This is a genomic window from Shewanella sp. A32 (genome assembly GCF_029167175.1).
GTDB classification, from domain to species: domain Bacteria; phylum Pseudomonadota; class Gammaproteobacteria; order Enterobacterales; family Shewanellaceae; genus Shewanella; species Shewanella yunxiaonensis.
The window spans coordinates 385,524-405,344 of sequence record NZ_JARFTS010000001.1; the positions used below are offsets into that span (position 1 = coordinate 385,524).

19 protein-coding genes are annotated in these 19,821 nt (G+C 47.9%); 16 read left to right on the top strand and 3 right to left on the bottom strand.

Translation table 11 applies throughout. The features are described 5' to 3' along the window. Positions 1–33 precede the first annotated feature (33 nt). The 13 genes from flhA to PY479_RS01760 are packed head-to-tail and all read left to right on the top strand — an operon-like array spanning position 34 to position 12,868. Complete coding sequence (flhA, locus tag PY479_RS01700) at positions 34–2,133, top strand: flagellar biosynthesis protein FlhA (RefSeq protein ID WP_275482667.1); 2,100 nt, start codon at positions 34–36, stop codon at positions 2,131–2,133. Positions 2,134–2,145: 12 nt separating this feature from the next. Continuing rightward, positions 2,146–3,528, top strand: a complete 1,383-nt coding sequence (flhF, locus tag PY479_RS01705) for a flagellar biosynthesis protein FlhF (RefSeq protein ID WP_275482668.1) — start codon at positions 2,146–2,148, stop codon at positions 3,526–3,528. A gap of 4 nt (positions 3,529–3,532) precedes the next feature. Beyond that, on the top strand, positions 3,533–4,414 hold the full coding sequence (locus tag PY479_RS01710) for a MinD/ParA family protein (RefSeq protein ID WP_275482669.1): 882 nt from the start codon (positions 3,533–3,535) through the stop codon (positions 4,412–4,414). Further along, the gene (locus PY479_RS01715; RefSeq protein WP_212595878.1) at positions 4,407–5,129 is read left to right on the top strand and encodes an RNA polymerase sigma factor FliA; all 723 of its coding nucleotides are present in this window, start codon (positions 4,407–4,409) and stop codon (positions 5,127–5,129) included. Before PY479_RS01710 ends, PY479_RS01715 begins: the two co-directional genes overlap by 8 nt. Positions 5,130–5,174: 45 nt before the next feature. Further along, positions 5,175–5,558 (top strand): chemotaxis response regulator CheY, encoded by a 384-nt coding sequence (cheY, locus tag PY479_RS01720; RefSeq protein ID WP_133038538.1) that lies wholly within the window; start codon positions 5,175–5,177, stop codon positions 5,556–5,558. A gap of 13 nt (positions 5,559–5,571) precedes the next feature. Next, complete coding sequence (locus tag PY479_RS01725; RefSeq protein ID WP_275482670.1) at positions 5,572–6,309, top strand: protein phosphatase CheZ; 738 nt, start codon at positions 5,572–5,574, stop codon at positions 6,307–6,309. Positions 6,310–6,324: 15 nt separating this feature from the next. Continuing rightward, positions 6,325–8,580, top strand: a complete 2,256-nt coding sequence (locus tag PY479_RS01730) for a chemotaxis protein CheA (RefSeq protein ID WP_275482671.1) — start codon at positions 6,325–6,327, stop codon at positions 8,578–8,580. Between the two features lie 19 nt (positions 8,581–8,599). Next, on the top strand, positions 8,600–9,721 hold the full coding sequence (locus PY479_RS01735) for a chemotaxis response regulator protein-glutamate methylesterase (protein ID WP_275482672.1): 1,122 nt from the start codon (positions 8,600–8,602) through the stop codon (positions 9,719–9,721). Next, positions 9,714–10,226: a membrane anchored protein in chemotaxis locus gene (locus tag PY479_RS01740; RefSeq protein WP_275482673.1), complete on the top strand. Its 513-nt coding sequence runs from the start codon at positions 9,714–9,716 to the stop codon at positions 10,224–10,226. The genes PY479_RS01735 and PY479_RS01740 overlap by 8 nt, the downstream gene beginning before the upstream one ends. A 44-nt stretch (positions 10,227–10,270) precedes the next feature. Continuing rightward, positions 10,271–11,062, top strand: a complete 792-nt coding sequence (locus PY479_RS01745; protein ID WP_275482674.1) for a ParA family protein — start codon at positions 10,271–10,273, stop codon at positions 11,060–11,062. Beyond that, on the top strand, positions 11,046–11,906 hold the full coding sequence (locus tag PY479_RS01750; RefSeq protein ID WP_275482675.1) for a chemotaxis protein CheW: 861 nt from the start codon (positions 11,046–11,048) through the stop codon (positions 11,904–11,906). Before PY479_RS01745 ends, PY479_RS01750 begins: the two co-directional genes overlap by 17 nt. A 7-nt stretch (positions 11,907–11,913) precedes the next feature. After that, positions 11,914–12,408, top strand: coding sequence for a chemotaxis protein CheW (locus tag PY479_RS01755; protein ID WP_212595885.1), 495 nt, complete (start codon positions 11,914–11,916; stop codon positions 12,406–12,408). Positions 12,409–12,466: 58 nt separating this feature from the next. After that, the gene (locus PY479_RS01760) at positions 12,467–12,868 is read left to right on the top strand and encodes a DUF2802 domain-containing protein (protein WP_212596534.1); all 402 of its coding nucleotides are present in this window, start codon (positions 12,467–12,469) and stop codon (positions 12,866–12,868) included. A gap of 36 nt (positions 12,869–12,904) precedes the next feature. Here PY479_RS01760 and PY479_RS01765 read toward each other — a convergent pair whose 3' ends face one another. Both PY479_RS01765 and PY479_RS01770 read right to left on the bottom strand, forming a co-directional pair. Continuing rightward, positions 12,905–13,219: an EscU/YscU/HrcU family type III secretion system export apparatus switch protein gene (locus PY479_RS01765; protein WP_212595886.1), complete on the bottom strand. Its 315-nt coding sequence runs from the start codon at positions 13,217–13,219 to the stop codon at positions 12,905–12,907. A gap of 9 nt (positions 13,220–13,228) precedes the next feature. Further along, a complete protein-coding gene (locus PY479_RS01770) occupies positions 13,229–15,061 on the bottom strand; it encodes a hypothetical protein (RefSeq protein ID WP_275482676.1) in 1,833 nt (610 codons plus the stop codon). A 223-nt stretch (positions 15,062–15,284) separates the two neighbouring features. Here PY479_RS01770 and PY479_RS01775 point away from each other — a divergent pair, with 223 nt between their 5' ends. Together PY479_RS01775 and PY479_RS01780 are read left to right on the top strand one after the other, a co-directional pair. Beyond that, positions 15,285–16,070, top strand: coding sequence for a VacJ family lipoprotein (locus PY479_RS01775; RefSeq protein WP_275482677.1), 786 nt, complete (start codon positions 15,285–15,287; stop codon positions 16,068–16,070). Between the two features lie 87 nt (positions 16,071–16,157). Further along, entirely contained in the window at positions 16,158–17,267 is a 1,110-nt protein-coding gene (locus PY479_RS01780; RefSeq protein WP_212595889.1) for a response regulator, read from the top strand. 42 nt (positions 17,268–17,309) lie between these two features. Here PY479_RS01780 and PY479_RS01785 read toward each other — a convergent pair whose 3' ends face one another. After that, positions 17,310–18,788, bottom strand: a complete 1,479-nt coding sequence (locus tag PY479_RS01785; protein ID WP_275482678.1) for a peptide MFS transporter — start codon at positions 18,786–18,788, stop codon at positions 17,310–17,312. A 396-nt stretch (positions 18,789–19,184) separates the two neighbouring features. Here PY479_RS01785 and rfaH point away from each other — a divergent pair, with 396 nt between their 5' ends. After that, on the top strand, positions 19,185–19,685 hold the full coding sequence (rfaH, locus tag PY479_RS01790; RefSeq protein WP_212595891.1) for a transcription/translation regulatory transformer protein RfaH: 501 nt from the start codon (positions 19,185–19,187) through the stop codon (positions 19,683–19,685). Positions 19,686–19,821 lie beyond the last annotated feature (136 nt).

Here is a 19,821-nt window from a genome sequence, read left to right on the forward strand (position 1 = left end):
ATGGGACTAAAGTGTCAAAACTCAGGCTGAAAGATGGATGTAAGAGCGACATTCGGGCAACTGCGTCAGGTTAAACCGGCCACCTTTAAAGGGATTGGTACTCCGCTACTGGTGCTCGCCGTGCTGGCGATGATTGTGCTTCCGATGCCGGCGTTTCTGCTGGATATTCTGTTTTCATTCAACATTGCACTCGCATTGGTGGTGTTGTTGGTGGCGGTGTACACTAGTCGGCCGCTGGATTTTGCCGCATTTCCCACCGTGTTACTGGTCGCCACTTTGCTACGTTTGGCGCTGAACGTTGCCTCTACCCGAGTCGTGTTGCTGGAAGGTCACAACGGTCCGGAGGCGGCCGGTAAGGTGATTGAAGCCTTCGGAACCGTGGTGATTGGTGGCAATTATGCCGTAGGTCTGGTGGTCTTTCTGATCCTCATTATCATCAACTTTGCTGTTGTTACTAAAGGCGCTGGCCGCATTTCTGAAGTCAGTGCCCGCTTTACCTTGGATGCGATGCCTGGCAAGCAGATGGCGATTGATGCCGACCTTAACGCAGGCATTATCAATCAGGATCAAGCCCGTTTGCGCCGTGCGGAAGTCACCAGTGAAGCCGACTTCTACGGGTCTATGGATGGTGCCTCCAAATTTGTCAAAGGCGATGCAATCGCCGGTATTCTGATCCTCTGCATTAACATCGTGGGCGGTTTTATTATCGGGATCGTGCAGCACGGTTTGAGTTTCTCGCAGGCGGTAGAAATTTATACCTTGCTGACCATTGGTGATGGTTTAGTGGCGCAGATCCCAGGCCTTTTATTGTCTATCGCCGCGGCTTTAATGGTGACCCGACAGAATGAGTCTGGCGATATGGGGCAACAAGTCGTTCAGCAGATGTTCGACAATCCTAAGTCACTGATGATCGCTGCCGCCGTGCTGTTCGTTATGGGCATTGTGCCTGGCATGCCACATCTGGCATTTCTTTCCTTTGCGTTGTTGGCCTCTACCGGCGCTTATTTCATTTTTAAACGTAATGACAAGAATAAACAGCAGGCGTTAGAACTGGCCAAAAAAGGTCCAACCGAAAAAAATCTTAATGAACCCAAAGAACTCAGTTGGGATGATGTTCGTCCGGTAGATACCATCGGCTTAGAAGTGGGTTATCGTCTGATCCCGTTGGTGGATAAAGGGCAGGGCGGTGAACTTCTCAGTCGTATTAAAGGCGTACGCAAAAAGTTATCGCAGGAACTGGGATTCCTGGTTCCAGCTGTGCACATTCGCGATAATTTAGATCTGTCACCTAGCGCCTATCGTATCTCACTGATGGGGGTAGCTTGCGGTGAGGCCGAAGTACGCCATGATTGTGAACTGGCAATCAATCCTGGCCAGGTGTTTGGCAAACTTGATGGTGTAGAAACCAAAGATCCGGCGTTTGGCCTTGATGCGGTGTGGATTGCGCCTGAATTACGTGAACATGCGCAGACGCTTGGCTATACCGTGGTGGATACCTCAACTGTTATCGCTACCCATTTAAGTCAGTTGCTTACAAATAATGCGGCCAAGCTACTTGGCTACGAAGAAGTACAACAGCTGCTGGATATGCTGGCCAAACGTGCGCCGAAACTGGTGGATGGTTTTGTGCCTGACGTTATGTCGCTGGGCAACGTTGTTAAGGTGATGCAGAACCTGCTGAATGAAGGTGTTTCGGTGCGCGATCTGCGCACTATCATCCAGACCTTGCTGGAATATGGACCGAAGAGTAACGATACCGAAGTGTTAACGGCTGCGGTGCGTATTGCGCTTAAACGCATGATTGTGCAAGAAATCGCTGGGTCGGAAGCGGAAATCCCTGTCATTACTTTGGCGCCAGAGTTGGAACAGATGTTGCATCAGTCTATGCAAGCGACAGGCGGTGAAGGGCCGAATATTGAACCCGGGTTGGCAGAGCGGATGCAAAAATCCCTTGCCAGCGCAGCACAGAAACAGGAGATGGTGGGACAACCCGCTATTCTGCTGACATCGGGTATGCTGCGCGCCACCTTGTCACGATTCGTCAAGCACACTATCCCGAACTTACGGGTGATCTCATATCAGGAAGTGCCTGATGAAAAGCAGATCCGTATTGTTTCCGCTGTAGGCCAGTAGGAGTAACGAAGAGTGAAAATAAAAAGATTTTTTGCCAAAGATATGCGTGCTGCGCTGGCACAGGTAAAAGACACCCTTGGGGCGGATGCGGTCATTATGTCTAACAAGAAAGTCACTGGCGGCATTGAGATTGTGGCAGCAGTTGACTACGACGAGCCGCAGCCAACGGTGGCACCGGCACCAGTATTTAGCGATCTCAGTGAAGATAAAGTGTCTTTGGGACATATACGTACCGAAAGCAAAGCTAAAACTGCACCCGCTGCAGACTCGTTACAGGCACTACTGGAAAGACAACACAACCGACTGAATCAGCAATTAGCGAAACAACCGCAACCAGGTAAAGATGATGAATTACCCGCCTGGGCACGCGGCCTAGCAAATGACGCCAGCAGTAAGCCAAAGCAAAATCAGCCGGATATTGGTGCAGCGTCTACACTCAGTAGCAAAAATAACAATGTCAAACAACAGCAGGAGCTGGAAGCCATGCGTCAGGAGCTATCCTCTTTACGCAATCTGCTGACTCATCAGATGAACGAGTTAATGATGGATTATAAGAATCGCCATGATCCAGTGGGCGCAATGCTTGAGCGGCGGCTGCTGGAAGCGGAATTCGCCCCTCAGGTTGCTAATAAATTAGCGTCATTATCACAGCATTATTCTCCGGCTGATCTGGTAAAAGCGTTGCCACAGTCACTTGCTAATCTGCTGAGTAACCAAGGTGACGATATTGTACGTCAAGGGGGCATTGTGGCCTTGGTGGGTCCTACTGGTGTTGGTAAAACCACCACTTTGGCGAAAATTGCTGCAAGATTTATTGCGCATCACGGTCCAGATTCCGTGGTGTTGATCACCACCGATCATTATCGAATCGGAGCCTTTGAGCAATTGGCAACTTATGGCAAGATAATGGGATGTCCGGTAAAGCAAGCCCAAGATCTCAATGAGTTGGAGCAGATTGTTTATCAATTCCGCAATCGTAAACTGGTATTGATTGATACAGCTGGTATGGGTCAGCGGGATATGCGCTTGTGTCAGCAACTTGACAGTCTAACTGCCAACAGCCGCTTGCCTATCCGCAGCTTTTTAGTGCTGCCATCTACTGGACAACGGCGGGTGTTGCAAGAAGCTATCAGCCAATTCAAGCGGATTCCACTGGCTGGCGCTATATTAACTAAGCTGGATGAATCAGTGTCCTTGGGGGCGGCGTTAAGTGTGTTAATCCAAAGTGGTTTATCGTTGAGTTATACCACTGATGGACAAAGAGTGCCGGAAGATATGCAAGTCGCCGATACGTTAGGATTGGCAAAGCAGGCTCTGGCTGTTTTAAACCGGACAGAAGCGACAGATTTTAACCCTGAATCCAGGTCACCCGAAATGACCTATGCATTTGAGTAAAGCTATGACCCGGGATCAAGCGAGTGGTTTACGAATGATAAATCAACAACAAAACGATAAAGTAAAAGTAATTGCCGTTACCGGTGGCAAAGGTGGCGTTGGCAAAACCAACGTTGCAATTAATACTGCCGTGGCGCTCGCAGAAAAGGGCAAGCGGGTAATGGTGCTGGATGCGGATTTGGGGCTGGCGAACGTCGATGTGATGCTGGGACTCAGAGCCGAACGCAACCTTTCCCACGTGTTGTCCGGTGAAGCTGAACTCGATGACATTATAGTGCGTGGTCCTAAAGGTATTGGGATTATTCCCGCTACTTCAGGTACTCAGGCCATGGTTGAGTTGAGCCCGGCACAACATGCCGGGTTAATTCGTGCCTTCAGCGAAATGAAAACTCAGTTTGATGTACTCATTGTGGATACTGCTGCTGGTATTTCCGACATGGTGCTGAGTTTTTCCCGGGCCTCACAAGATGTGCTGGTGGTGGTTTGTGACGAACCGACATCAATTACTGACGCCTATGCGCTGATTAAAATTCTTAGCCGCGAGCATGGCGTTTTCCGCTTTAAAATTGTGGCGAATATGGTGCGCAGTTTGCGAGAAGGGATGGAACTTTTTGCCAAACTCAGTAAAGTCACCGACCGCTTTCTGGACGTTGCGCTGGAGTTGGTCGCGACTATTCCCTTTGATGAAAACTTACGCAAGTCGGTTCGTAAGCAGAAACTTATTGTGGAAGCCTTTCCCAAATCCCCAGCCAGTATCGCTTATCAGGGATTAGCCAATAAAGTGATTAGCTGGCCGATACCGCAGCAACCGGGCGGCCATCTCGAATTCTTTGTTGAACGTTTGGTACAGAAACCTGAATATCAGGAGGAAGGTACCAGTGAATAAAATGGCCGCAGCGTATGCAGGTTTTGACGATAAAAGCTCAATCGTTAACCAGTATGCGCCGCTGGTGAAACGGATTGCGCATCATTTACTGGCACGCTTACCGGCTTCTGTCCAACTGGATGACCTCCTGCAAGCTGGCATGATGGGGTTGCTGGAAGCAGCCGCAAAGTTTGATGGTAGCAAAGGCGCCAAGTTTGAGACTTTTGCCGGGATCCGTATTCGAGGCGCGATGATTGACGAGATTCGTCGCGGTGATTGGCTACCACGGTCGGTGCATCGTAATCAACGGCGCATTGCCCAAGTCATTGATGAACTCGAACAGGAGTTGGGGCGCGATGCTCGCGATGTCGAGATTGCGGAGCGACTGGAAATGCCACTTGATGAATATCATCACATTCTAAGTGACGTATCTTGCGGTAAAATCATAGGAATTGAAGATCTTGGTGGTGCGCCTGATGCTTTTTTCGCCGATGAAATGGCGGCAGATGATACCTATGAGATGCTGGCAAATAATCAGTTTCGTGATGCTTTGGCTGAGGCGATCAAACTTCTGCCGGAAAGAGATGCGCTTGTTCTGTCGCTTTATTATGATGAAGCACTCAATTTGAAAGAAATTGGTGCTATTTTGGATGTCAGTGAGTCTAGAGTCAGTCAGATCCACAGTCAGGCGATGCTACGACTCAAAGCTAAGCTCAGGCATTGGACACAGAATTAAGCAGTTTTTGAGCGGTTTTAAAAATTCAGCTCTGCGGAGGAAACTTTGGATAAAAACATGAAAATTCTTATTGTTGACGATTTTTCAACGATGAGAAGAATTATCAAAAACCTGTTGCGGGATCTTGGGTTTAACAACACCCAGGAAGCCGATGATGGGTCAACTGCGCTACCAATGCTGCAGAAAGGTGATTTCGATTTTGTTGTCACCGATTGGAATATGCCGGGAATGCAGGGCATTGACCTGTTAAGAGCGATTCGAGCTGACGAAAATCTGAAAAATATTCCAGTGTTAATGGTAACTGCTGAAGCTAAACGCGAACAGATCATCGCCGCCGCTCAAGCAGGGGTCAACGGCTATGTCGTTAAACCATTTACCGCGGCAACCCTGAAAGAGAAGTTGGACAAAATTTTTGAACGACTTGGTTGATTTCGGGGGAGATATGAAGGCAGAAGAAAATGCGCTCATTACGCTAGAACAAGCTCAGTATTTGGTCGAACTGCTATCGGCCGGACAACAACAACAAGCGGATGAAGTCGTTCGTGAGTTATGCCAGCCCATCCAACAGGAACTGTTTGCCGAAGTCGGTAAACTGACCCGGCAGTTACACAATTCGTTAAATGAATTTCCGATCGACAGTCGTTTGGTGGAGCTGACCAATAACGATATTCCTGATGCGAAGGAGCGTTTGAGTTTTGTCATCGATATGACGGAACAGGCGGCCAACAAAACGATGGATGCCGTAGAAGAGTGCCTGCCACTTTCCGATGCACTCAGTGTCAGCCTGACCAATATCAAACCTTCGTGGGACAGACTGATGCGCAGAAATCTTTCCCTTGGAGAGTTCAAAACGCTTTGCCATGACGTACAGCATTTCATGGCACAAACTGAAGCAGACTCAGGTCGTTTACATGAGTTGCTGAACCAGATTTTGTTAGCGCAAGATTTCCAGGATCTCACCGGGCAGATGATCCGCCGTGTGATTGATTTAGTAAAAGAAGTCGAAAGTAATTTAGTGTCATTGTTGACCATGTTTGGGGCGCAGCCCAATGAGAGCCTTACCAGTGTCAGAGAAAATAATATCGATGCTGAAGGCCCTATTCATAATGCCAGTAGCCGACAGGATGTAGTGGCAGGCCAAGATGAAGTGGACGATTTGCTCTCAAGTCTTGGGTTCTGATGAGGAGTCATATTGATGGCCTTTGATGTTGATGAAGAGATCCTGCAGGATTTTTTAATCGAAGCCGGAGAGATTTTGGAATTGCTTCAGGAACAGTTAGTTCAGCTGGAGAATAATCCAGATGACACCGACTTATTAAACGCAATTTTTCGTGGCTTTCATACCGTAAAGGGCGGCGCCGGCTTTTTGGGACTGGCCCCTATGGTGGATGTCTGCCACGAAGCAGAAAATACCTTTGATTTATTGCGTACCGGCAAACGCAGTGTCAGCGCAGAATTAATGGATATCATCCTGCAAGCGCTGGATGCCATAAATGTGATGTTTGGTCAGACTCAGGCAGGAGAAGAGCAACAACCCGCAGATCCGCAGCTGCTGGCCAGTCTCAAACTGTTGAGTTCCGGCGCACCTTTGCCTTCCGAATCCGGGGCTAGTGCAGCTATTGACGTCGCTAACGAAACTGCCATCGCTGATATGGCCGAAACTGATGCTGTTGACAGCGCTGATGCATTATTTGACGAGATGTTGGCGTCAGTTTCTCCGGTGGAAACGCCTTCTGCTTCCGCACCGGAGCCTGCTGCGGACAGCGGCAGTATTGACGATATCGATGAAACCGAATTTGAAGCGTTACTGGATGCCTTGCATGGTCAGGGCAAGGGGCCATCTACCGCGGTAACACCAGTTAAGGTCACCCCCGCAGCCCCCAAAACCGCTGATGATATTACAGATGATGAATTTGAAGCCTTATTAGATGAGCTACATGGCAAAGGCAAATTCTCCAATAATCCTGAAGCCAAGCCAGTCGCGGTTGAAACCAGTAGCCATCAGGTGGATTCAGATGAGATATCTGAAGATGAATTTGAAGCATTGTTAGATCAACTGCATGGCAAGGGTAAGGCTCCAGGACTAGAAGTCGCCGCTGAAAAACCACCAGTGGCCGCGGCAGCTAAAGCACCTGTAACACCCAAAGCGGCTGAAACCATCGTATCTGCTGCTAAAGCCGTCCCCGCGGAAACTAAAGCTCCGGTTCCCGTCAAAGAAGTTGTAACCAGCAAAGCAGTTGCCAGCCATCCTGGTAATAGTGCGCCGCAAGCGGAAACCACTGTACGTGTAGATACCGCGCGACTTGACCAGATTATGAATATGGTGGGTGAGCTGGTACTGGTTCGTAATCGACTGGTGAGTCTTGGCGTTTCTCGTGAAGATGAGGATATGAGTAAGGCGCTGGCAAACCTGGATCTGGTGACATCAGATCTGCAAGGTGCCGTAATGAAAACCCGAATGCAGCCAATTAAAAAGGTGTTCGGGCGCTTTCCGCGAGTTGTACGCGACCTGGCGCGTAGCCTCAATAAAGATATTGAATTACGCATGGTGGGTGAAGAAACCGACCTGGATAAAAACTTAGTAGAAGCTCTGGCAGATCCGCTGGTACACCTGGTCCGTAACTCTGTAGACCATGGGATTGAGATGCCGGAGGTGCGCGAAGCCTGTGGCAAGTCTCGTACGGGGATCATTACCCTGGCAGCGAGTCAGGAAGGCGACCACATCCTCTTGAAAATTGAGGATGATGGTGCGGGTATGGATCCGGAAAAGCTGAAGGCAATTGCCATCAAGCGTGGTGTGCTGGATGAAGATACTGCCGCCAGAATGTCGAATCAGGATGCCTATAACCTGATCTTCGCCCCCGGATTTTCCACAAAAACCGAAATTTCTGATATCTCCGGGCGTGGCGTGGGCATGGATGTGGTGAAAACCCGCATTACGCAGCTTAATGGCTCCGTGCATATTGATTCAGAGAAAGGCAAAGGCACTCGCCTTGAAATTAAAGTGCCGTTGACTTTGGCGATTATGCCAACGTTGATGGTCGAGGTGGCAAAGCAAGTGTTTGCGCTACCTTTGTCCAGCGTGAATGAAATCTTCCATCTAGATCTGGGTAAAACCAATGTGGTGGATGGCCAGCTGACCGTGATTGTCAGAGACAAAGCAATACCACTTTTTTATCTGGAACAATGGCTTAATCGTCATCCCCGGAGTATTAAATCAGGTGAAAAGCGCCTGGGTCATGTAGTCATTGTGCAGTTGGGGTTAAAGCATGTCGGCTTTGTTGTTGATGCATTAATTGGTCAGGAAGAAGTGGTGATCAAGCCATTGGGTACCCTGTTGCATGGAACTCCAGGGATGGCCGGTGCCACCATTACGTCTGACGGAGGAATTGCGCTGATCCTGGACGTACCGGGATTGCTAAAGCATTACGCTTCCCGCTCCAGACGCTGAATCGTATTTAAGGATTTGAATGGCTATTAAAGTGCTAATCGTCGACGATTCTGGTTTTTTTCGTCGGCGAGTAAGTGAGATCGTGAATCAAGACCCAGAGCTTGAAGTTGTCGGGATGGCAGCCAATGGTCTGGAAGCGGTGCGGATGACCGCAGAATTAAAACCCAATGTCATCACCATGGATATCGAAATGCCGGTGATGGACGGGATTACCGCTGTGCGTAAAATTATGGAAAGTACTCCGACGCCGATTCTGATGTTTTCATCGTTAACCCATGAGGGCGCTAAAGCAACATTGGATGCTCTGGATGCGGGGGCGTTGGATTTCCTGCCTAAGCGATTTGAAGATATTGCGACCAATAAAGAAGCTGCGGTGCAGCTGTTACAACAGCGCGTACGCGCATTAGGACGTCGCCGGGTCTTTCGGCCGGTTTCCCGACCGGTTACACCGGCACGAAGCACCTTCAGTAGCGGGTTATCGAGCACGCAAGCGCAGGTGGAGGCTCCCCGGCCGGCTGAACGCAATGTGGGGCTTGGTGTAGTGCCAACGCGTGCCAGTGGTAAGCCGTATAAGTTGTTATTGATCGGTACCTCCACTGGCGGTCCGGTCGCGTTACAACGGATTTTAACGCGTTTCCCCGCGGATTATCCTCACCCTATTGTGCTGATCCAACACATGCCAGCGGCTTTTACTCCAGCGTTCGCCGCTCGACTCAATAGCTTATGTCAGATTGAGGTCAAAGAAGCGACTAATGGTGATGCTATGCGGCCGGGATGTGCGTATTTGGCACCAGGTGGCATGCAAATGATGGTCGAACGAGCCGGTGTCAGTGGGCGGATCAAGGTCGTTGCTGGCACACCCGATATGAATTACAAACCCTCCGTGGATATCACCTTTGCTTCAGCAGCTAAGGCGTTTGGGGGCGATGTGTTGAGTGTAATATTGACGGGGATGGGCGCGGATGGTCGCGAGGGTGCGCGGTTATTAAAAAGTGCTGGTGCTACCATCTGGGCACAAGATGAAGCTTCTTGTGTGGTATATGGTATGCCTCAGGCCGTGACTGTCGCCGGTATTTCTAGCCACTCCATCCCGCTTGATAATATGGCAGAAGCGATTTTGCGGGAATCCGGTCGTGGCTAAAACTGCTGACAGGCAGACGGGATATCTGCTCGGGATATTTCTGCTGTCGTTAGCAGTTTTGGTATTAGCCGCATTTAGTTGGCAGTTACATCGAAAGAATTTAGCGTTGCAGCAAGAAGTTAAGCAGCTTCAGGATTCGCAGGTGGTATTGATGGTTCCTGATGCGCAAGCAGAAAAAATTGCAGATTGGATGGTCAAACACCCGGAACAGACGGCATCTTTGCTGGATGTGGTTAAGCCGGTGCAAGAGGGCAAAATGTCATTGCAGCAGTCTTTGGATAATGCCAAACAGCAGCCATCAGCTTCGGACTCTAAGCCTGAACAAACAAAGGCGCCGACTCAGCGGAGCCCTGCTGAGCGACATAACGATATTCAGTCAGCACCAACTGTGCCGACATCACTGAATTCACCGGTAATAGTTGAACAGTTAAAAGATGGCGTTAAAGTAATACGTTTGCCGCATGGCGGGATCCGCGTGACCACCCGTGATGTGAAAGAGCAGTAACCTCCGGCTAAAACCACGCGTGTAAGGCAAAAGAGGGGCCAAATGTGAGAGTCTGGACCATTGCGAATCAGAAAGGTGGCGTAGGCAAAACGACCTCGGTGGTGAGCCTTGCCGGTGTGCTGGTGAGACGTGGCAAACGGGTGTTGATGATTGACACCGACCCTCACGCATCGCTGGGATATTATCTTGGCATTGATTCTGAAGAAGTCCCCGCTTCGCTCTATGATGTGTTTGTTGCTCATGACCGTTTGTCTCGCGATCTGGTCAAACAACATATCGTGCCCACTTCTGTCGATGGTTTAGATCTGTTGCCTGCGACGATGGCATTGGCAACACTCGACCGGGCGCTGGGACATCATGAAGGGATGGGCTTAGTCCTGCGCAATCTGCTGAATTTACTCGAATCAGATTATGACGTCGCGTTGGTGGATTGCCCCCCGGTGCTTGGCGTATTAATGGTGAATGCGTTAGCGGCTAGCCAGCATATCATTGTGCCGGTACAAACAGAATTTCTGGCAATCAAAGGCCTGGAGCGCATGATTAAGACTATGGAATTGATGGGACGCTCTAAAAATACTCGCTACAGCTATTCAGTCGTTCCCACTATGTATGACAAGCGAACAAAGGCATCTCCGGTGGCGTTACAGTATCTTGGTGATACTTATGGTGAGCGCTTGTGGTTGGATGTTATTCCCGTGGATACCAAATTCAGAGATGCCAGCCTGGCACATCTGCCAGCCAGCCACTATGCACCGCACTCACGAGGTGTTCATGCTTATGAACGATTGTTGGATTTTCTGCTGAAGGGAGCATTTGCACATGCCAAAATCGGTTGATGAAACTGTTTTTGACTATTTTAGTGTACTGTTGCGTGAACCTGTGGCGGCTGAAGTTGTTCCTGCGGAAAATAACGTTGCGACAGCGACCATGAAAGCCGCCGCTGTGGTGCCAGAGAGAGCTGCGACTATAGCTGCTAGGCAAGAGACAAAATCGTCACTGGATAAGCGCGCATTGCAGCAACTGCTGGCTCAAGTCACAACGGCTGAAGTTAGTCCTCATATTGTGGATGTTTCAGCATTATCCCCTGTAGAAACTGTTCAAGAAAGTCAGCGGCTTGAAATTAAAGCTTCAGTCGTTACAGATATTGAGCTCCAAGCCTCTGTTACTGCAGAGCCTCAAGCGGGTAGTGAGCCACCAAAGAATATCGTGCCATTGGCAGAGCTGCTCGATGATGAATTTCAGGTATTATTTTTTAATGTGGCAGGCCTGACGTTAGCGGTTCCGTTGCTCAGTTTGGGGGGAATTGTGCCGGTGGAACATATTAACCATATCATCGGCAGACCCCGTTGGTTTAAGGGTGTGCAGAGTTATCGTGACACTCAATTGAATATCGTGGACACCGGTGCGTGGGTTATGCCGGAAAAATATGATGATAAGCTGGTAAAATCCATAAATTATCAATATCTTGTAGTGCTAGAAGATAGCAATTGGGGATTAGCCTGCGAATCGCTGGTTAATGCCGTCAAAATTGATAAGTCCCAGGTCAATTGGCGTGGGAAAGCGGGGAAGCGCCCCTGGTTAGCCGGGGTGGTTAAGGAACAAATGTGTGGCATTTTGCATGTGCGGGCACTTGTTGAAATGCTCAATGCCGGATTGGGATGTCAGGATCCAATAAACTGAGGTAAATATGACAGAATCAAGAAATGTCGCTGCTGTAGCTGCAGGTAAAGACGATGCAGTACTGCAGTGGGTCACATTCAAGTTAGACAATGAGACCTATGGCATCAACGTGATGCAGGTCCAGGAAGTGTTACGCTATACCGAAATTGCTCCAGTGCCTGGTGCGCCGCATTATGTGCTGGGGATCATTAACTTACGTGGCAATGTGGTGACAGTCATTGACACCCGCAGTCGTTTTGGCCTTGCTGCTGCAGAGGTAGATGATTCCACTCGTATTGTGATTATTGAAGCAGAAAAGCAGGTTATCGGTATTCTGGTAGACAGCGTTGCCGAAGTGGTTTATCTGCGTCGCTCTGAAATTGATAACGCGCCGAATGTTGGTACTGAAGAAAGCGCTAAGTTCATTCAGGGCGTCAGTAACCGCGGTGATGAACTGCTCATTCTGGTGGATTTGGATAAATTGCTGTCAGATGAAGAATGGGCTGAGCTCGCCCAGCTGTAATGTTGCATTGAGGGATATTTACCGTATTGCCGTTAGTCGTAAGGAGTGATCACCGATGATAGGCGATGGTTTTATGATCGCAGCGCTGGTGTACATTGTTGCCTGTCTCGGTCTGGTGTTGTTTTTGCAAAAGCAGGGCAACCGGTTGCGAAACAAAGTCGACGCGTTGACCGTGTTGGTAAAAGAAGGCGATCGGCAACGGGAAGCGTTAAAAAGAGAACTCCAGGAACTGCGTAGTGGCACTATCGGTGTAGGACGCCGGTTGTTGTCGTTGGAGCGTAAGCTTGTGGAGCAAGACGTAAAATTGGATGAGTCGATGCAGCAAGAGCCGCAAGCTAAGTTATACAGTCGCGCGATAAAAATGGTGCAGTTGGGCGCGGGTGTTGATGAGTTAATGCGGGAATGTGAACTACCTAAAGCAGAAGCTGAGTTATTGATCCGCATGCATAGTAAACACTAACCGAGTGCAAAAAAGGAGGCTTTTGCCTCCTTTTTACTATACTTGCTCGGTAATTTTTTTATGCACATTATCCCATTGATCGGGAAATTTTCCATCAAGCATATAGACAAACGCGATTAATTCAGCGATTAACAAATACAACTCTTTCGGAATGGTCTCGCCTAATTCTAACATCTGCAGAAAGTTGCTGAGATGTTCGTCCTGGTGGATATAAACGCCGGCTTCTTTGGCGACAGCAATAATCTCTTCTGCCAGCAGGTCTCGTCCCTTCGCCGTAATTGTGGGAGCAGACTTACCATCATAACTTAAGGCGACAGCTTGCTTTGGTGGCGCTTTGGCTTCGTCAGACATTGGCATTCCTCAGGCTTTAATTTGCACTAGATAGTGATCGCCCGGTAATAAGGTGGCTGGTACCGGGGCGACATGTGCTGATAACTCTGCTGGCGTCAATCCTATCTGAGTTAACTTCGTGGATAATGCTGCGAAGTGGTTACTTACTTTATCAATCAATAGCTGACTACTGCCGATAAAATGCAGGTTAACGCTATGATTTTGCATCTGTGCCTTGGCTAGCAGTGCACCACCACTCAGATTAAATTTTAGCTGTAGTTGCCATTGGCTGCGTTTATCGGCACCTTCTGAACCTTGAGCGGTATGCTCGAATTTTGCTTCCAGCTGCTCTTGGCGTTGATCGAGGTAATAGGGCAAGGTGACATACCAACATTGCCCTTGATTATCGGCGCTGGCTTGCTGGTAAAGGCGGATACTCTGCGCCATATGGTTAACATTTTCTAAAGAATCATTGTTCTGTAAGGCTTGCAGTAACTGTGGCGCGATATTGATGCGAGTCTGCAGCGCTTGAATATACTGGCGAAGCCTAGGACTGATGTGTTGTTGCTGACTAAAGGCTTTTACCCCAATCAGCAACTGCAAGATAGTGCTTACCGCATCTGACTGTGTGGCATTGGGGGCGGTAACTGGCGCACTGGGTTGAAAGCGCATTTGTGCCGCCATCTCTGCCATTAGCGTTACCGGTTCGGCAAGGTTACTTAGTGGTTTAGGTTGCAATGCTGGCAGAAGTTTAAGCAACTCCGACGCAACATTCTGCTTTACTTCCATCGCATGCAGCTCTGTTCTTGGCACGGCCCCTAATTTATTGAATGCTTTTTGTAAAAAGTTAAGAGAGGCTGGTAGGGTGCCTGCTGTTTGTGCGGGAGGCTCCGCTACATTTACTGGTGTTTCAGCTGTTTGCTGCGGTGATGGAATATCAACAGGCTTATTGATTTGGCTCGAAGGCTGCGATTGACTCGATAATGGTAGCGGTTTATCTAGGGGGATCGCTGCAGTATCCGCTTTTACGGTTGTTCCCTGTGTGTTGCTAGCGGTAGCCATCTTTATCATATCAACTGATTGTGTAGCGGACGCTGGGGTACTAGTCGCTGGCGATACGGAAACAGTGCTGCTGGTTGTTATGGGGATTGCTGAAGCCGTGTCTGCCGTACTTTTTATTGGCGGTGCCGGCACCTGTTCTAACGATTTTATCCAGTGGCTGAATATAGCGCTTATATCGGGTTTACTGGTCACGATGGCGGCTTGCGCGGGCGTGGCTGGTGTTGCAGTAACAGCATTGGCTGTGGCCTTTAAGCTAATATCAAAGCGATGTGTTACTGGTTCTAGTTTTAACTGTAGCGTTTCACCATCTGCCACCACCTTTGCCAGATATTGTCCGGTAGGAAGCTTAACGTTTTGTGGAATGGTGATGACCGTTCCGCCGGCAAAGCGCATATCATTTTTTTCTACTGTCACCGGCGGTAATGGATAGCCTTGTGGCCGACTGGCTAATTGCATCAATAATGGCATTGGAATGCCATTTTGTGATGCCAATTGCGTAAGGGCGTCCGGTAATTTTATCTGGATCGCTTCAGCGAGTACCAATAACTGACTAGCACGGCCCTGCATCACCTCTGGAAGCGGATTTTGCAGCTCTAATGCGGCAGCTTTTCCTTGTTGTAGCATTAATTTGAGTTGTTGCTGTACGTCGATTGTTTGCAGGGTAAATTGCTTCCCCTGTAGCGTTATCTGTAACTCATCGCCGGATATATCAATATTGACGGGCAATACCGTGCTGTTACCGGCAACCGGTGGTACTGAATCTGGCAGATCAGGCGGTATTGTGCCATTTATTGGATTCATTGTTTCAATCCAGGGTTTTAATGTGTATTTTCGAACAATACATTCTAAATATGAATTTGATCTATTTTGCCAGCGCAGTATCCTTACAGCCAAGGAACAGGTCAATGGACAGACTTTTGACGTTTACTACGCGCTTTGATTACCACTGTATCGGCCTGAACAGTTATATCCTTTAGCCAATCCCAACTAATATTCAGAATAGGTTACCCCAGAAGAGAAAGACATGAAGTATCCGTGGCTTCCAATGGTTTTCGCTCTAACGTATGCGTCCACTGCATTAGCGGGGGAGAAGCCTGCACAGGGTGATATTACTCAACCAACTGATAAACAAGTTTCTATTACCTATAAAGACCCGCGAGATCCTTGGGAAGGCTTCAACCGGGCAATGTGGAATTTTAACTACAATTATTTAGATAGATATGTCGCACGACCAGTAGCTCATGGGTATCGGGACTATGTGCCTGAACCGATAAAAACGGGGTTGGATAACTTTGTCCAAAATCTGGATGAGCCACATAGCGTAGTGAATAACACCCTACAGGGTAAATGGCACTGGGCGCTGAATGCTGGTGGTCGTTTTGTGGTTAACTCTACTGTTGGGATTTTGGGCTTGATTGATGTGGCTGACATGATGGGAATGCCACGTAAGCAAGATGATTTCAACGAGGTATTGGGATATTACGGCGTGCCCAATGGTCCATATTTTATGGCACCGTTTGCTGGTCCCTTTGTGACTCGAGAAATCGCGACTGACTGGGTGGATGGTCTATACTTTCCCATGGCAGAATTTACCTTGTGGCAAAAAGTTCTCAAATGGGGAATTCAAGGCCTGAATGCCCGAGCTGCCGCAATTGAACAAGAACGTTTGGTAGACAACGCACTCGACCCATACAGCTTTGTCAAGGACGCTTATATCCAGTATGTGGATTACAAGGTGTATGACGGAAAGGTTCCATCAAAAAAGGATGATGATGAGTTGCTTGACGAATATATGCAGGAGCTGGAGTAGCCTTTAGCTGCCGTCTAAAACTACCTGATATGCCTAGATGCATTTCGGTGGCGGCGCCAGTGTAACGGTTCTTGCCGGGAAGTTTATATGGCGCTTGAAGCTTTAAATATCTTATTGGTGGAAGATGATCCGGTATTTCGGGATATGATCGCAAGGTTTCTGCGAACTCGCGGAGCTTTAGTCACCGAAGCTGGAGATGGCCGTGATGGTCTGGAACAGTTCGTTAAAAAACGTTTCGACATCATCCTTGCCGATCTGAATATGCCCAACATGGATGGGCTGACGATGTTACGTCATATCTATAACAGTGGTTCCTCAATTCCCTCTATTATTCTATCCGGTAATCAGCGTATGGCACTGGTTACTGAAGCCTTACGTCTTGGCGCCAGCGACTATCTGGTTAAGCCGCTTAGTGATTTGCATGCCGTTGAATACGCTATTAACCAGTGTCTGGCATCTACAGGCGTAGCCCCCACTGGACTAAATGACGATATTGATGAGTTGTCTTATCTTGAACTCAACCAGAATCTGGCACTACTTGAGCAAAATACAGAGGCAGCCAAATGTGTCCAACAGCAGTTGTTTCCGGGCTCCGCCATTGATTATCCCAAAGTGCATGTTGATTACACCTTGCTAACCCATAACCGGGTAAGCCCTTACTTCATTGATTCCGCGATGGTGGGGGGGGAGCATTTCATCATGTATATGGCACATTTTTATCCTGAAGATAATCGTGCGGCTTTTGCCTGTGTCTTGCTGAAGAGTTTCGTCAATCAAAAAGTGAAAGACAGTAATAATCGTATTGATGACACTGTGACCAACCCTCAGTCCATGTTGAAATATCTTAACGAGCGTCTGGTCAATGCCGGGGTCGATCTCTACTGCGATATTATCTATGTGGCGCTGCATTTAAAGCATAATGAATTACAGGTGGCGCAGGCAGGGAGAGGGCTACGCTGTTATCTGCGTCATGGTGAAGCGTTAACCCGTCTGGCATTAGCGGATAGCATGCAACTAGGACTCTTTGCGTGGGGGCATCCGTCGATGCAATCACGTCAATTAAACGGTGATGACACGTTGTGCTTGGTTACCGGTATTCCCGCCCATAAGCAAATGTTAATGGCAAATGATTTTCATGGGCTGGTGTATTCGCCTGATACTGTTGAAGGCGGATTTGTGCAGATGCATATTGGGTAACCATAGTAAAAGGCTGCATGAACGCAGCCTTTTACGAGATAATCAGTGTTTATTGATGACTTCATGTGTTGCTGTTACGGCCAGTTCCTGCTCTAGCACTTCTTCCTCGCGGCGGGTATGAAGATTGGTTTCTGCACCATGCATCCAGTCCACCAGTTTATCGGCCATAAAATGGAGAATAATTCCGGCAATCACCGCAGCAATGGCAATTCCAGCAAAAATGGCCAGAACATTATTCAGCTGCATATTCTGGTCGTCGCTATTACCAATCAATGACCCCACCATGCCGGCGGTATAATTGCCGATGAAGGTAAAGACAAACCAACTTCCCATCATCAAGGAAATCAAACGCAGGGGGGCCAGTTTGGTCACCATGGACAATCCTATCGGCGACAGGCTCAATTCGCCTAGAGTATGAAAGAAGTAAGCCGCCACCAGCCATAACATGCTCGCTTTGGCTGAGGTGCTTTCATCGACTTGCAGTACTGCCGCGATCATGAACAGAAAGCCTATTGCCAGAAATCCTAATGCCATAGCGAATTTCACCGGTGAATTAGGCTCACGTTCACCACAGCGGATCCACACCGATGCGACTATCGGAGCTAATATAAAAATAAACAGTGAGTTGAGTGACTGAAACCATTCCGTCGGTACTTCCCAGTCACCAATCATGCGGTCGGTAAAATTCAGTGCAAACAGATTAAATAGACCTCCCGCTTGTTCAAAACCTGCCCAAAATATCGCGGTAAACATGCCCATGATTAAAATCACTTTGATACGATCCCGTTCTACTTTAGTGAGTGGCGTTTTTTGAGCACTGATCTGTTGTCCTAGCTTGAGTCTTTCTAACTTGGCGGATGGTAAGGTTCCTATATCGCCGAGTAATTTCTGCGCAAACAGAAACTGTAATAACAGTGATAACAGCATGCCGATGCCAGCACAGACAAAACCGGCCTGATAATCGCCATCAAAGTAACGAACCACGGTACCGACAACGATTGCCGACAGAAAGGCGCCCAGATTGATGCCCATATAGAAAATGGTAAATGCACCATCACGCCGATGATCGCCTTTCGGGTACAGATCCCCGACCATAGTGGAGATATTCGGTTTGAATAAACCATTACCCAGCACAAGCCCAGCCAAACCGAGATAAAACATCACTGTTTCATAGCCTGAAATCCAGTGGTGAGGAAGTCCCAAAGAAAACTGGCCTAAGGCCATCAAGGTACCACCAAGATAGATTGCTTTCCGCTGCCCTAGCACATTGTCTGCCAGCCAGCCACCAAACAAAGGCGTCAAATAGAACAGACCAGTAAATGCCGCGTAGAGGCGTAGCGCGTCATCCTGATCCCAACCAAGCCCATAGCCGCCTTCGTTGCGGACTTTGTCGACCAAGTACAACACCAAAATGGCACGCATCGCGTAATAGCTGAAACGTTCCCATAACTCGGTAGTAAACAGCAGATATAGGCCCTGAGGGTGCCCTAAAAAGGTCTTGTCAGTTGCGGCTGGACTCATAAATTGTTCCGTATTCTTTACTTGTTAAATGAAACTTACTGTTCTACCGTGTCGTTTATGTCGGTTTGACAATTCTCGTGATTAAAATATTGGCAATTTGTTACCAAGATTATTGCGAGTATAAAGTGTACATTTTTTACAGCCTATTCATTTCTATTCTGTTACCCTTTGAAATTTCAAAAATTCTAAAATTGTACGCATCATAATTATCGTCAAGATGGCCAATTAACACACTGTATTGTGACTGTTTATCTAATAGACATATTAAAAATATGTTAACAATGGATTTGATTTGAGACAATTTGTCTCGGAATTTTGCTTTTAATCGTAAAGCTGATTTTGCTATCATTCCCCCGCGTGATAGGACGTCACTTAATCCAGAAGTAGAGATTCAGCATGAAGGCCTGGTACCTATTGTACTGTAAGCCCCGCAGCGAAGTGCGGGCACAACAACATCTCACTATGCAGCAGCTAGAAACCTATCTGCCGATGTTGCGAATGGAAAAGAAAGAAAAAGGTCTGCTTGTTGTAAAGAAACAACCCTTGTTTCCTAACTACCTATTCATAAAATTTGACCCTACAATCACTAGCGTTCGGCAACTGCATTCTACTCGCGGTGTGGCTCGATTAGTGAATTGTCGGGAAGAATTGAGTGCCATTGACGAACGTTTGATTTCTCATCTCAAATACCGAGAAATGAACGAGCCTATAGTGGTACCCAAAGCATTAGCGAATGGTGATAAAGTCAAATTTACTGACGGGCCATTTGCTGATCTAGAGGGTGTCTTTCAAGAGCAATGTGGTGATAAGCGGTGTCGGATTTTGTTTAATTTCCTCGGACAAATGCAATCACTCATTGTCGATAAAACTTCACTGATATCTGCGGTATGTGCCTGATTATGCTCTCTTAGAGATAGATACTGCATGGATGGAGTTTTATCGCTTGAATTATGAAAACCGTATGATGTTATCTATAAATGCATTCCATTTATTGTGCAATGTATGGCTTTCTTTTGTTTTTTATAAGAAATAT

Excerpts from the sequence above, each read along its gene's own strand:
- PY479_RS01775 (WP_275482677.1), top strand. The coding sequence starts at position 15,285 with ATGAAGTATCCGTGGCTTCCAATGGTTTTCGCTCTAACGTATGCGTCC.
- PY479_RS01730 (WP_275482671.1), top strand. The coding sequence starts at position 6,325 with ATGGCCTTTGATGTTGATGAAGAGATCCTGCAGGATTTTTTAATCGAA.
- PY479_RS01785 (WP_275482678.1), bottom strand. The coding sequence starts at position 18,788 with ATGAGTCCAGCCGCAACTGACAAGACCTTTTTAGGGCACCCTCAGGGC.
- rfaH (WP_212595891.1), top strand. The coding sequence starts at position 19,185 with ATGAAGGCCTGGTACCTATTGTACTGTAAGCCCCGCAGCGAAGTGCGG.
- flhA (WP_275482667.1), top strand. The coding sequence starts at position 34 with ATGGATGTAAGAGCGACATTCGGGCAACTGCGTCAGGTTAAACCGGCC.
- PY479_RS01735 (WP_275482672.1), top strand. The coding sequence starts at position 8,600 with ATGGCTATTAAAGTGCTAATCGTCGACGATTCTGGTTTTTTTCGTCGG.
- PY479_RS01725 (WP_275482670.1), top strand. The coding sequence starts at position 5,572 with ATGAAGGCAGAAGAAAATGCGCTCATTACGCTAGAACAAGCTCAGTAT.
- PY479_RS01710 (WP_275482669.1), top strand. The coding sequence starts at position 3,533 with ATGACCCGGGATCAAGCGAGTGGTTTACGAATGATAAATCAACAACAA.
- PY479_RS01765 (WP_212595886.1), bottom strand. The coding sequence starts at position 13,219 with ATGTCTGACGAAGCCAAAGCGCCACCAAAGCAAGCTGTCGCCTTAAGT.
- PY479_RS01750 (WP_275482675.1), top strand. The coding sequence starts at position 11,046 with ATGCCAAAATCGGTTGATGAAACTGTTTTTGACTATTTTAGTGTACTG.
- PY479_RS01755 (WP_212595885.1), top strand. The coding sequence starts at position 11,914 with ATGACAGAATCAAGAAATGTCGCTGCTGTAGCTGCAGGTAAAGACGAT.
- PY479_RS01770 (WP_275482676.1), bottom strand. The coding sequence starts at position 15,061 with ATGAATCCAATAAATGGCACAATACCGCCTGATCTGCCAGATTCAGTA.
- PY479_RS01780 (WP_212595889.1), top strand. The coding sequence starts at position 16,158 with ATGGCGCTTGAAGCTTTAAATATCTTATTGGTGGAAGATGATCCGGTA.